This is a genomic window from Njordella calcicola (assembly GCF_056494125.1).
This window is the reverse complement of sequence record NZ_CM151396.1, coordinates 7,130,920-7,143,583: the sequence shown is the minus strand read 5'-3', so window position 1 is coordinate 7,143,583 and position 12,664 is coordinate 7,130,920. Positions and strand designations below refer to the sequence as shown.

Below are 12,664 nucleotides of genomic sequence, written 5' to 3'. Positions count from 1 at the left end.
TTGGTTAAGTGACGGTCGTCGTTTGCTACTAGGCTATGGACTTATCAGCCGATGGGCTTTAGCCCCGGTTTCTACGCCTACAAAAACCGGGGCTAACGCCCATCGGCTAATGGTGCTCGGATTATTTAATGAATAAATTCACAGGCTATCCGCAAACGATACGCCAAAGACCGTTTCGATCACGGAGCGATCGACGACTATCAATCACACCACTTCCAGTTGAAAGTTTACATCCAGAGCTAGTTTACACCAAGTTACTCATAAATGGGGTAGAAGCAACCGAAAGCTTGTTCGCAGAAGTCGCCAGGATCATTGAAGCGACGGTTTTGATTGAGTGCACTGATCGCGGTCATCTCGTCGCTGGATAGTTCAAAATCAAAAATGTTGATGTTCTCAATCAATCGAACTGGGCGACTGGTCTTAGGTATCACGGCAGTTCCGCGTTGAACGCCCCAACGCAGCACAATCTGAGCAGGAGATTTGGTGTACTTGGAAGCAAGCTGCGTAATCACAGGCTGATTTAATACCGAATCGGATTCAGTGGCCATCCCCAACGGAACATATGAACCGGCTCCTAACGGCGAAAACGCCGTATACGCAATGTTCTCTTGCTGGCAGTATCGCAGCAGCTTCTGTTGCGTCAAATAGGGGTGCGATTCGACTTGCAGAACACTTGGGCGGACATTGCAGTAAGACAACAAATCGCGAATTAGGGATGTGCCGAAGTTACTGATGCCGATGTGCCGGACTAAGCCCGCTTTGTAGATTTCTTCCATGGCTTGCCAAGTTTCATAAATCGGGACTGCATCGATTTCCATTTTTGGCTGAGCAGCGTTTGGATCATAGAACCAGCCCGGTGGATAACGTTCTTCCATCGGGACATGCTTTAGGCAGATTGGGAAATGGACCAAATAGAGATCGAGGTAATCGACTTGTAAGTCACGCAGCGAGCGTTCAATCGCAGGTCGTACATGCTCAGCACGATGGTAAGTGTTCCAAAGTTTGCTGGTTACCCACAAGTCTTCGCGACTGCATAGCCCTTTACTAATCGCTTTGCTGATCCCTTCGCCTGCTTCGGCTTCGTTCCCGTAATCGCAGGCGGCGTCTAAGTGCCGGTAACCGGCTTCGATGGCGGCCACGACCATCTCGCTCGCCTTGGCATTCTCGATTTTCCAAAGTCCCAGTCCGACCGATGGCATGTGGCTACCGTCGCTCAGCGGAATCGAATCAAAACTTTTCATGATGTTTGCTTTCAACGAGGAAGAAAGAACTGTTCTGCAGTTTGTGGTAGGATAGGGGCAGGGTTAAATTTGTCGTGTAAGAATCAACAGCGTAATTCAATTTTGTTTTTCAGGTAGTCCACGAAGTATGCTGCAACCAATGTCGGTGAATGGGCGGGCGATGCGAGCTAGAATAACTTTCCCTGTTCTCGTGATCGTGCTGCATTGTGGCTTTAGCAGCGCTGGTTTGATAGGGCTGCACGCCGAAGCGCAAGAGATACCGTCATCCAAGCCTCAAGCGGCCGCCTCGCAACCTGCAAAGGAAGCAGCCGAGCTAGTACGAAAAATCGACGCCGCTCACTTGCCTAACGCAGTGCGGGTACACGATCGTGTCGTTTCTGGCGGACTACCGGAAGGAGAGGCGGCGTTTGCGGAGCTGCAACAGTTGGGTATCAAGACGATCGTCAGTGTCGATGGGATGACGCCTGATGTGGCCACTGCCTCGAAGTATGGCTTGCGATACATTCATCTACCGCATGGCTATGACACGGTGCCACCGCGACGAGTGCTGGAGATCGCCAAAGCCGTTCAAGCGTCCGATGGACCAGTCTATATCCATTGCCATCATGGGAAGCATCGTAGTCCCGCGGCCGCCGCCGCCGCGTGTGTGGTTGGCGGGTTGCTGGATTCTCAATCTGCCACTCAGGTGCTAGCCATTGCTGGAACCAGTCCAAACTATCGCGGACTGTTTCAATCGGTGAGCAAAGCGTCACCAATGGCCGAGGAAGTGCTGCAAGCATTGGAGGTTGAATTTCGTGAAGTAGAACCTCTGCCACCGATGGCTGAAGCGATGGTGAAAATTGAACACGCCTTTGAATCGGTATCAAGTTTCTCTCAACGTGATTGGCGGCCGGATCCCACTCATCCGGATGCCACGGCCGCGCATGAGGCATTGCTGCTGCGCGAGTTATACTCGGAACTGCTACGAGCGGATTATGTGCACCAAGAGAGCGAAGGCTTTCAGCAGTTGTTGCGTGAGGGGGAAGCGATCGCTCAAGGGCTGGAAGATGAGTTGGTTGCGATGAGGGATCAAGCGGTAAGTCCGAGCGAGCAACGAGTTGGTCTGCAATCCAAACTCGCAAGTTTGCGGTCCAATTGCAAAGCGTGTCATGAGGTTTATCGCGATAATCGTTAGCTGGCGGGGTTGGTGTTCCGTAGGCCGGTAACAAGGTCGCGATTGCTATTGCCGGAACTGCGCAGAGCCAATCAGCAACGACCGATGTGCCTTTCAACGTCAACAGGCTTAAGCGACCGAAGTTCCGGCGCGAACATGGCTTCGCTTGTTCCGGCCTACGTAGGTGCCCGGGCGTCGCGCCTGAAGTTGCTCTTGTCACGCGTACGCCTTCGGCTGACGGTTAAACGAGCTCGATGATGGATCAATGGGCAAGTGAACGTGAAAACGGTGCGCCCTCCCCGGTCGCTCGTGGAACTCGCGGCCGACCCTCCCGAAACGGGTGGGTGAAGAAGAACTCGTACGCCTAACGGCTGACGGCTGACGGTTAAACGAAGACAGGCAAGCGCCGGAACTGCGCAAAGCCAATCAGTAACGGACCGATGTGTCTGCCAGCCTTAACGACTCATAGCGACCGAAGTTTCGGTTCGGGTATGGCTTTGCTTGTTACCGGCCTACGGCCTACCTTCAAGCGTAGACTTCGTTTGCCGCAGCCACGCTCGCGCCGTGGTCGAACTTCATGCCTTGTTCGAACAGCAATTGCTCAAGCGCCGACAGCAACAGAAGAACATTATTTTTGCGTGAACCATAACCCATCAATCCGATGCGCCAGACCTTGCCTTTAAATGCACCTAAGCCACCGCCGATCTCGATTCCGAAGCGTTCAAGCAACGCTTTGCGGACTGCTACGTCATCGATTCCCTCGGGGATATGGACCGCATTGAGCATCGGCAACTGGTGTCCTTCTTGAGCGGCATACTTGATTCCTAACGCAGCAAGCCCCGCTTTCAATGCGCGGTGATTCAAGGTGTGACGAGCAAAGCACGCTTCCAGGCCTTCATCCAATACCAGCCGCAGCGCTTCATGCAACGCATAACTCATGTTGATCGGTGCGGTATGGTGGTAAACGCGGTCTTTACCCCAGTAGCTGGCAAGCATCGACATATCCAGATACCAGCTTTGCACTTTGTTCTTGCGTGCCATAATCGTCTCGACGGCGCGAGGGCTGAACGAGACCGGAGCAAGGCCCGGTGGGCAGCTTAAGCATTTCTGTGTCCCCGAGTAAATCGCGTCGATGCCCCATTCATCGACCTTGACGGGCATACCGCCCAGCGCCGTCACGGTGTCGACCAAAAGCATCGCTCCAGAGTTGCGAACCAAATCGCTGATCTCGGGGATGGGCTGAGCTGCACCTGTAGAAGTTTCGGCCATGACGATACCGACCGCTTTGGGTTTCGCCGTTGCGATCGCTTGCTTGAGATCCTCTGGCGTAAAGACTTCACCCCAAGGCCGTTCAACTTTTGTTACCTTTGCTCCAGCTCGCTCGGCTACATCGACCATCCGTGCACCGAACACACCGTTGACACAAACCACGATGGAATCGCCTGGTTCGATCAAATTGACAATGACCGATTCCATGCCCGCTGAGCCGGTGGCGCTGACAGCCATCGTCAGGGGATTCTTGGTTTGAAAAACTTCCCTCAACATTTGCTGTGTCTCATCCATGATCTTAAGGTAATATGGATCAAGATGTCCCACCGTTGGACGGCCCAACGCTTCCAGCACACGTGGGTGGATATCGCTGGGGCCAGGTCCCAATAGAATTCGGATCGGTGGGCAAATCGATGGAGGCACAACAACTGTCGACATTTTCTCTCCCGTTAAATCGGTCTGAATGTAATAATTTTCGATAATGCAATATAGCAAGTTCGAAAAGCTTCGCTGAGGTTTAAATCAACAAAGTTAAAGTAAAATCAACTGCATGGAAATCAAAAGTATCGTCGCCAACGTCGTGGACGCGTATCGTCAATCGATCTCGCCGTGCGAGGTGATTGTAGAAGCCGGAGTGATCGCGGAGATTCGTCCGACAACACAAGCGACTTCGACCTTTCTGGTTCCGGGCTTTGTTGACGCCCATGTGCACGTGGAAAGCTCGATGCTTGTCCCTTCGGAGTTTGCGCGGGCCGCCGTGATCCATGGTACGGTAAGCACGGTTTCGGACCCACATGAGATTGGAAACGTGCTGGGCATCGCGGGCGTCGATTTTATGCTGCACAACGCGGCGACGGTCCCGTTCAAGTTCTGCTTCGGAGCCCCTTCCTGTGTTCCAGCTACCAAGTACGAAACTTCGGGCGCTGAAATTACGGTAGCGGATGTTCGCGATCTGCTGGCTGACCCCCGCATTGGATATCTGAGCGAGGTCATGAATTTCCCAGGTGTCCTCAACGGCGATCCCGAAGTACTGGCGAAAATTGCAGCAGCGTTGGAACTTGGTAAGCCTGTCGATGGCCACGCGCCGGGGCTGCACGGGGAACTGGCCAAGAATTATTTCGCCGCTGGTATCACGACCGACCACGAATGTTTTTCTAAGCCAGAAGCCTTGGACAAACTAGCTGTCGGTTGCAAGATCGCCATTCGCGAAGGCAGTGCTGCGCGAAACTTCGAAGCTTTGTACGAATTGATCGATGAGTATCCGGATGAAGTCATGCTGTGCAGCGACGACAAACATCCTGACGAGTTAATTTTTGGGCATATCAATCGTCTTGCCTCTCGCGCTGTCAAGCATGGGATGAATATCTACAACGTGATCAAAGCTTCGAGTCTCAACGCGATCGAGCATTATCGCTTGCCAATGGGACGTTTACGCATCGGCGACCCTGCTGACTTTGTCGAGCTGTCGGATCTCACGAATTTTCGCGTGCTAAGGACGTTCATCGACGGACGTCTAGTCGCTGAACGCGGCCAGAGCTTTATCGAAACCCACCGCGTCCACCCAATCAACCATTTTGATGCAATCCCTTGCACGGCTGAAAGCCTGTTGGTACCCGCGCCCACCGATAACATGGAGATCATTCGAGCATTGGACGGCCAATTGGTCACACAGCGGGTCACTGTGCCAGTGGACAAACATCACGGTCATGCCGTGGCCGACCCACGCGCCGATGTCTTGAAGCTGGTGGTGCTGAATCGTTACCAGCCAGCCAAACCCGCAATCGCATTCATTCAAGGTTTTGGGCTGAAGCGAGGTGCGTTTGCTTCTTCGGTTGCCCACGACTCGCACAATATTATCGCGGTGGGAGTCGACGACGAATCATTATGCCAGGCCATCAATCAAGTGATCGCAATGCAAGGCGGTTTGGCGGTTTGTCACGGCGATACCATGCTGGACCTGCCATTGCCAGTAGCTGGCCTAATGTCGATTGAACCGATCGAGTGGGTCAGCCAGCGGTATGCTAAACTGGATGCGGAAGTTAAGGAAATGGGCAGCCATCTGCGAGCTCCATTCATGACGTTATCGTTCATGGCGCTATTGGTGATACCCGACCTAAAGCTTAGCGACCAAGGTTTATTCGATGGCCAACATTTTCGATTCACACAAATGTTCGTTTGAGACGATTGACTGCCGTGTTTTGTTGAACCGCGTTGGCAGTGTTCGGCGTGGTGGACGCGGCCCGCTGGGCACGCGGTTAAACGAAGAAGCCGTAGAAGCCGTAGGCCGGTAACAAGGTCGCTTTCGTTCTTGCCGGAACTGCGTAAAGCCTTCAGAGCAATGGTTGTTTGAGTTAGTGAAGTTGAACGGTTTTAGCGACCGAAGTTCCGGCGCGAATATGGCTTTCCTTGTTCCGGCCTACGCTGGTGCCCGGGCGTCTCGCCCGTCGTTGCTCTTGTCTCGCGTCCGCCTGCGGCTGACGGTTAAACGCAATCGATGATGAATCAACGGGCAAGTGGGCGTTGAGACGGCGCTCCCTCCCCGGTCGCTCGTGGAACTCGCGGCCGACCCTCCCGAAACGGGAGGGTGAAGCAAGCGTACGCCTGCGGCTGACGGTTAAACGAAGAAGATGATGCTCAACTACCGCGATAGGTCGAATAGCCATAAGGGCTCAAAAGCAGCGGGACGTGATAGTGCTGCTGCAGGTTGGTGATCTCAAACTCGATCGTTACCTTCGGAAAGAATGATTCGCGAGCCGTCGTCGCAAAGTACTCTTTGGTGCTAAAGGTCAATCGATAGATGCCTGGAGTCAAAGGCAGGTCGACCATCAGGTCTGGTATGCGACCATCGTCGTTGGTGGATTGGTTGGCAATCGATTGCCAGCCATCCTGCGTTTGCTTTTCAAGGCAAACAGCCACGCCGGCCGCAGGCTTGCCAGTGGAAGTGTCGAGGACATGAGTAGTGATCGGACTTTTCATTTTCATTGACTCAGTTTCTGCAGTCGCAGTCGAGTGATTTTTCGTTGTTCGTCTGCTGCGATCTTTAGCTCCGCACCGGGCTGGTTTGGCAGTCGCTGCTGCAGAATGAAGAGCATTTCTGCGGCTGTTTTTCCAGTCGCACATACGATAAAGATATATCCAAACTTGTCGAAGTACAAATCGTTGCACCGAGCCAAATCCTGAAGCGTGGCTTCGTTCGCGCTGTTGACGCCAGCTTGCTCGGATGATGCCCAGGCTTTCGTGCTAGCATACTTCGCTCGCAGGGAATCGACATCGCCGATGCGAGGATGCCCAGCGAACGCTTCCATCCAATCGTCCGCTTGTAAAGAATCCGCGGCTTGTTCGGCTGCGCGCTCGAGTGCCGCAACGTCCGCAAACGGTCGAGCGCTCAACATTCGCTCCACCCAACTCTTTGAGGCGCAGCAATGCTCCAGCTTTAATCTCGCTTGCTCGTCATCCAATTGGTTTAGATACTCAGCAGTGTTCATCGGCTCAAGGTCTTTCCGAGAGGACTGCTAGCAAGTACCCCGTTTTCAAATACCACCTGACCACGGACCATCGTACAGTGGACTTTGCCGCGCAGCGTTTGTTGGACATAAGGCGAGATTCGGTTTCGATGCAACACCTCGTTTGGTTGAACTTCCCAAGTTTTGTTCGGATCCCAAATCACAAGGTCCGCGTCACGTCCCGGTTGGATGCTGCCTTTTGAGTTGCAAAGGTTCAATAGTTTGGCGGGACGAGCTGACAACCATTGAAAAAGCTGGCTGAGTGTAACGCCATAGGCATGCATTGATTGCCAGACCGCTGGCAACATGAACTGCACGCCAGCGATCCCCCCCCACGCTCGCTGGATGTTGCCAGAGTCAAGATATTTCATGTCGGCGGGACAAGGACTGTGGTCTGAACCAATCGTGTCGATAACTCCCGTTAGTAAAGCTTGACGCAATCCTTCGCGATTTGCTGCCGATCGAATCGGTGGTGCGCATTTAAAGATTGGTTGAGCATCCGGGGTCTCCTCCATGGCAAAGTGCAGATAATGTGGACACGTTTCAACGGTCACGGCAACGCCATGCTGTTTGGCAGAAGCTAATTCGCGGAGGATTGCTTCATCGGCCGTCGCTAAATGCACGATGTGAACCGGGCAACGATGGGCTTGAGCGAACTCCAACGTCATGCGAATGGCATTGATTTCCCAGCGACTTGGCCGAGAATGCACGAACTGAGCAAATGAGTCGGGCAGTGTCATCGCAGGGGCTTGGTCATCGGTCAATTCGGCGTGTACCAACAGCGGCAAGTTCGCTTGGGCCAAGATCGGCATCGCTATATTCAGTTCCACAGGCGTGGTTGCCGGAAATTCATCTAGCCCTGAGTCGCACAAGAAGGCTTTGATACCGAATACACCAGCTTGAATCAGGGCCGGGATTTGCGAAGCGTTACCTGGGACCAGCCCTCCATAAAATCCAACATCAACCCAGCACTTGCCTTGTGCAGCGTCAATTTTCTGGGCAAGAGAATCTGCGTCGATGGTAACGGGGCTGCTATTAAGGGGCATGTCGATCAAAGTCGTTATGCCACCGGCAGCGGCTGCTTGAGTTGCGGTCACGAACCCTTCCCAGTCGGCTCGCCCCGGTTCATTGATGTGAATGTGCGAGTCGATCAGGCCCGGGCCGATAACGAGATCGCCATAGTCCTTTACCTCGATTGTGCTGGCCGCATCAGCAATCGACGTTACCCGCTCAATCTTGCCGTTGACGATGACAATAGCGGCCGGTTGGACTCCGTCGGGTGTGACAACATACTGACTGGCAATGGCAAAACGATGATTCATCTGCGTATCCTTGGCTTGAACCATGCCCTATGCGCGACCAATGGTAGCAGAGATGTCACCATAGGGTTCATCGGTTGGACAGAAGATGACGTTGGCATTATCCATCCCCATCTTCGACAGATCGACCAGCAATCGATGCTGATTTGGCATGGCAAATGAGATGTCTTTGATCGAGGGCACATCGGCCAAAACTTTCTGCCCAATACGATAAATAGTGTACTGAACTGAGGGGCTGTATTCGGTGGCAAACATCTTCACGATAGCAGCGCGAACTTGGTCGCGGACCGCATCGCAATTCGCTGGACCATCATTCCAACGCCATGTCGAATCGACGGTCGTAGCGAAGATACGATCCTCGGTTGGCTGCAATGTTGTGTATGGATCGACAACATAGCCGACGAAGCCCGACGCGGTGGTCTTCAAGACTTGTAAACCGGACATGCCGGATTCTACAAAGCAAGATTCGCCCGTTTGCTTGACCTCACATTTGGCGATCTCCATAGGGCCACGTACAAACGCGTGCTCATGCGGTTGGCCATCGACTACGGCGCGTTGCCAGCAAACCTGCTCAATCCTAGCCGTGGCGTAGGTGACGTGGCTGAACTGATCCAAGAAGTGCTTGGTCAATTGCATCCCGTAGGTTTCGATATCGACCCAATCATGCTTACGAGCAATCGCGTAGACGGTATTTTTAATGGTGTCGGTCGGTATGACTTGGCTGTTATCGCCGGTCAAATAGGTTTTCTCGAATTCCCCATCCAGTTGTACGTAAGCAGTACATTCCACGAGTTGATGGAGGTTGTCTTGACGCGTAACTTTGGTGAAGCGAACTTTCGATTTACCGTAGCTTTGTGATTTCAGTTGGACGTTCATGCGGTGACTTCCTAGGCCGATGCCAGAGATGCGAGGGTATGGGCTAAGACTTTGACTCCGTTTTCGATCGCTTCAGTGGAAGCAAATTCGTCGGGACGATGGCTGTAGCCACGATAACAAGGAATAAATACCATCGCGACAGGCGCGATGACCGCCATGAAGAGTGTATCGTGATAGGCGCGACTAACCATGTCCAGGTAAGGCAAGCTCAGTTCCTGGCATGCGTGCCGAATTGCCGCAGTAATTGTTTCCGAGGACTTGGCGGGCGGGTCCGCATTGACGACCTCCAGTTTGACCAGCAAACCTCGCTGGGCCGCGATGGATTTGGCTGAGGTCTGAATCGCTTCGAAAACGATGTTGCGTCGCTCGGCGTCAACATCGCGGACATCGATTTCGAGGTCGACTTGCGAAGGAATGCTATTGACGGCACAGGGATGAACTTTCACATAGCCCGTGGTGGCTACCGTGTCGGTAGTCCCCAGTTCTAATGCATGACGTTCGACGTCCAGGGCTAAGGCCGCCGCCCCCAAGAATGCGTCTTTGCGGCCGGCCATCAGCACACTGCCCGCATGGCCGCCTTCACCGGTAAACGTGCAACGCAGCGATGCGGGAGCGGCAATCGCGTGCACGATGCCAATCGGGATTTGCTGCTGTTCGAGCAGTGGGCCTTGTTCGATATGCAGTTCAACCCAATGGGCATAATAATCTGTAGGCAATTTAACGTCGGCCAAAGAGCCACTCAAACCGAACGAGGCGCGCGTCTGGTCTAGCGTTGTGCCTTCTTTATCCGTGAAGCTGTCCGCACGGGTCGGCGACAAGACTCCTGCCATCAAACGCGCCCCCAAGCATCCGATGCCGTACCGAGTCGGCTCTTCCGAAGTAAACATTACCAGTTCGATCGATCGCCGAGGTTGAAAGCCTGCCGATTTGAGAGCTCGAATCGCTTCGAGCCCGCCTAAAACTCCAACGGTGCCATCAAAGCGACCTGAGTGGGGAATCGCATCGCAATGAGAGCCCGTGCCAACGGCGGGTAAGTCCGGTTGGCTGCCGACCCATCGCGCAAATATATTGCCGACGGCATCAACGCGGACTTGAAGGTCGCTTTGGCGAAACAGTTGGATCAAGTAGTTGCGAGCAACTTGATCAGCTTCTGAAAAGACCACCCGCGTAACCGCAGGAGCGGGAACATCGCTGAAGGTTGCAAGCTGCTCTAGTTCACGATGGACGCGTTGACCATCGACTTTCCCTTGGACCGTACTCATTTCCAGTCCTCTAACGAATCACGATAGACATCTTTGTAGTAAAGATAAGTCGACGGAGTTTTACCCATCGCGACCCACCATTGAGGACAGTAAGACGCCATCCAAATCACATCGCCCGCTGTGATCGGATAATAGCTATCTCCCAATCGATAAACGCCAGCACCTTCCAGCAGCAAGAACCCATGTTCCATGACATGGATTTCGACCATTGGCAATGTCGCGCCGGGTTGAAAAGTGAACAAGTTCACGGCCATATCAAACGCAGGTTCTTTTGGCAGCAGCGTTTTTAATTGAGCGTCAGGATCTCCCATGAACGCTTCCGAAGGAACGTTCGACGCATCACCAATGATGGCTTGAGGCGTGCTCTCAGTGCTTTTGAGTGGCGTATATTGCTTTTCGAAGATTTCTAGCTTGGCAGGTTTCTTGCTTTCGATAATCCAATCAGAACCCGCTGGCAGGAACGCGTAATGCCCAGCTTTTAACGCATGTGTTTGTTTGTTCGCTTTCGATTGGAGCTTGATGGAACCTTCTAAAACATACACAAAACGCTCGACGGTCTCGCGCAACAGATCGCTTCGTGAATTATCGCCCAGGAGAGCGGTGTATTGAAGAAAGCGAGCTCCCATAGCGGGCGAGATGTGAATGATGGCTTCGGAGTTCAGCCAGCCGACCAGCGGCGCTTTGACGTGTGTATCGGGAGTAATCAGAGCGTGATTGCGCTGGATGCTTGAACGTGTGGATCCAAAAATATTCAAAGGAGTTCTCGTCTCGTTGAAGTGTGGATTGGTTACGAAGTTATTAGTTTGCCCGCCAGCTCTTCTATAAAGTGATACATTACTTGCAGAGCAACTTCAACATCTTTCACCTCAATTGATTCATCTGGGTGATGACTGATTCCTCCTTGGCAACGCAAAAACAACATGGACGTTGGCGCGATTTGCGACATAATCACCGCGTCATGACCAGCTCCGCTGGGCATGTGATGGATGGGCTGGGCCGCCTTTTGACATGCAGTTTCCAAAGCGTTTACCAAGCCCGGAGCCATGTCCAGGGCCGCTTGTTCTTCGCATCTTTCCCAATGAAACTGTAGTCCCCGAGCGTCCGCGATCTGCTGGCCGATAGTGTGTAAGTGCTGGGCAGCCGCACGACGGACCGTATCTTTCAAATGACGGGTATCCAAACGGACGGCAACGTCGCCCGCGATCACGTTGGGTACATTGGGGGTAACTTGAACATAACCCACGGTGGCCACCAGACCTGGAGTCGCCTGGGCATAGCTTTCCACCGCCAACACCCACTGGGCTGCGGCGGCCATAGCGTCCTTTCGCATCGTCATGGGCGTGGTCCCTGCATGCGAGGCTCGGCCAACAAACCTTGCTGTCGCCCGTGTTTGCCCCGCAATGCCATCGACGATGCCGACCGCCAACTGTGAGTTCTCTAAGACCGGTCCTTGTTCGATGTGCGGTTCGAAAAACGCCAAGATGCGATCTTTCGGTAAAGCTGCCGAGGCAATTTGATCGGGATGGCCGCCAAATGCCTCGATCGCTTGGCTGCAGGAGATTCCTTGGTCGTCGATGCGATCAAGCAGAGTCGGATCGAAGCAGCCTGCCATCGCTCGCGAACCAATATAGGGCGATCGAAAGCGGACGCCTTCCTCTTCCGAAAATGCGATGGCATGAATCGCGAATGGTAGCTCGGCGAATCTTGCTTGGAACATCTGAGCTGCCGCAATAGCGAACACTACGCCTAACGCACCGTCGTACTTCCCTCCATTGGGCACCGAATCGATATGGGACCCAATGAGTAACCAAGGACGCTCGTCGGTTCCCGAACGGCCGATTAAATTACAAGCGGCGTCCAGTTGGACGGTCAGGCCTGCGTCCAGCATCCATTGCTTAACAAGTTTGACGGCGGCGGCGGTGGCGGGCGAGCAGAACGTGCGACAAACCTTGCTCGGCAGTTCGCTTTGTGCAGCGATCAGATCGCAACGGAGCATGATTTCAGCGGCTAAATCGGAAAAGTTTGGCTCCAAGGGAATTTA

The 12,664-nt window shown here is 53.4% G+C and carries 11 protein-coding genes; 2 read left to right on the top strand and 9 right to left on the bottom strand.

Features of this window, described 5'->3' with window-relative positions:
- Window positions 1-254 precede the first annotated feature (254 nt).
- Window positions 255-1,241: an aldo/keto reductase gene (locus SH302x_RS27605; protein WP_479366382.1), complete on the bottom strand. Its 987-nt coding sequence runs from the start codon at window positions 1,239-1,241 to the stop codon at window positions 255-257.
- Window positions 1,242-1,368: 127 nt separating this feature from the next.
- Between SH302x_RS27605 and SH302x_RS27600 the strand changes: the two genes are divergently transcribed.
- On the top strand, window positions 1,369-2,415 hold the full coding sequence (locus SH302x_RS27600) for a protein-tyrosine phosphatase family protein (protein WP_479366380.1): 1,047 nt from the start codon (window positions 1,369-1,371) through the stop codon (window positions 2,413-2,415).
- Window positions 2,416-2,919: 504 nt separating this feature from the next.
- On the opposite strand, the gene SH302x_RS27595 is transcribed toward SH302x_RS27600, so the two are convergent.
- On the bottom strand, window positions 2,920-4,101 hold the full coding sequence (locus SH302x_RS27595) for a pyridoxal-phosphate-dependent aminotransferase family protein (RefSeq protein WP_479366378.1): 1,182 nt from the start codon (window positions 4,099-4,101) through the stop codon (window positions 2,920-2,922).
- Window positions 4,102-4,213: 112 nt separating this feature from the next.
- Between SH302x_RS27595 and ade the strand changes: the two genes are divergently transcribed.
- Window positions 4,214-5,842, top strand: a complete 1,629-nt coding sequence (ade, locus tag SH302x_RS27590; protein WP_479366377.1) for an adenine deaminase — start codon at window positions 4,214-4,216, stop codon at window positions 5,840-5,842.
- A gap of 455 nt (window positions 5,843-6,297) precedes the next feature.
- On the opposite strand, the gene uraH is transcribed toward ade, so the two are convergent.
- The 7 genes from uraH to SH302x_RS27555 are packed head-to-tail and all read right to left on the bottom strand — an operon-like array spanning window position 6,298 to window position 12,655.
- A complete protein-coding gene (gene uraH, locus SH302x_RS27585) occupies window positions 6,298-6,645 on the bottom strand; it encodes a hydroxyisourate hydrolase (protein ID WP_479366376.1) in 348 nt (115 codons plus the stop codon).
- Entirely contained in the window at window positions 6,642-7,148 is a 507-nt protein-coding gene (uraD, locus tag SH302x_RS27580) for a 2-oxo-4-hydroxy-4-carboxy-5-ureidoimidazoline decarboxylase (RefSeq protein WP_479366375.1), read from the bottom strand. Before uraD ends, uraH begins: the two co-directional genes overlap by 4 nt.
- Window positions 7,145-8,488, bottom strand: a complete 1,344-nt coding sequence (gene allB, locus SH302x_RS27575; protein WP_479366373.1) for an allantoinase AllB — start codon at window positions 8,486-8,488, stop codon at window positions 7,145-7,147. The genes uraD and allB overlap by 4 nt, the downstream gene beginning before the upstream one ends.
- A 27-nt stretch (window positions 8,489-8,515) precedes the next feature.
- On the bottom strand, window positions 8,516-9,361 hold the full coding sequence (gene pucL / locus SH302x_RS27570; RefSeq protein ID WP_479366372.1) for a factor-independent urate hydroxylase: 846 nt from the start codon (window positions 9,359-9,361) through the stop codon (window positions 8,516-8,518).
- Between the two features lie 11 nt (window positions 9,362-9,372).
- Complete coding sequence (locus tag SH302x_RS27565) at window positions 9,373-10,623, bottom strand: M20 family metallo-hydrolase (protein WP_479366371.1); 1,251 nt, start codon at window positions 10,621-10,623, stop codon at window positions 9,373-9,375.
- The gene (allE, locus tag SH302x_RS27560; protein ID WP_479366370.1) at window positions 10,620-11,378 is read right to left on the bottom strand and encodes a (S)-ureidoglycine aminohydrolase; all 759 of its coding nucleotides are present in this window, start codon (window positions 11,376-11,378) and stop codon (window positions 10,620-10,622) included. Before allE ends, SH302x_RS27565 begins: the two co-directional genes overlap by 4 nt.
- A gap of 32 nt (window positions 11,379-11,410) precedes the next feature.
- Window positions 11,411-12,655 (bottom strand): allantoate amidohydrolase, encoded by a 1,245-nt coding sequence (locus tag SH302x_RS27555; RefSeq protein WP_479366368.1) that lies wholly within the window; start codon window positions 12,653-12,655, stop codon window positions 11,411-11,413.
- Window positions 12,656-12,664: the final 9 nt, after the last annotated feature.

Excerpts from the sequence above, each read along its gene's own strand:
- SH302x_RS27605 (WP_479366382.1), bottom strand. The coding sequence starts at position 1,241 with ATGAAAAGTTTTGATTCGATTCCGCTGAGCGACGGTAGCCACATGCCA.
- SH302x_RS27600 (WP_479366380.1), top strand. The coding sequence starts at position 1,369 with ATGCTGCAACCAATGTCGGTGAATGGGCGGGCGATGCGAGCTAGAATA.
- SH302x_RS27595 (WP_479366378.1), bottom strand. The coding sequence starts at position 4,101 with ATGTCGACAGTTGTTGTGCCTCCATCGATTTGCCCACCGATCCGAATT.
- ade (WP_479366377.1), top strand. The coding sequence starts at position 4,214 with ATGGAAATCAAAAGTATCGTCGCCAACGTCGTGGACGCGTATCGTCAA.
- uraH (WP_479366376.1), bottom strand. The coding sequence starts at position 6,645 with ATGAAAATGAAAAGTCCGATCACTACTCATGTCCTCGACACTTCCACT.
- uraD (WP_479366375.1), bottom strand. The coding sequence starts at position 7,148 with ATGAACACTGCTGAGTATCTAAACCAATTGGATGACGAGCAAGCGAGA.
- allB (WP_479366373.1), bottom strand. The coding sequence starts at position 8,488 with ATGAATCATCGTTTTGCCATTGCCAGTCAGTATGTTGTCACACCCGAC.
- pucL (WP_479366372.1), bottom strand. The coding sequence starts at position 9,361 with ATGAACGTCCAACTGAAATCACAAAGCTACGGTAAATCGAAAGTTCGC.
- SH302x_RS27565 (WP_479366371.1), bottom strand. The coding sequence starts at position 10,623 with ATGAGTACGGTCCAAGGGAAAGTCGATGGTCAACGCGTCCATCGTGAA.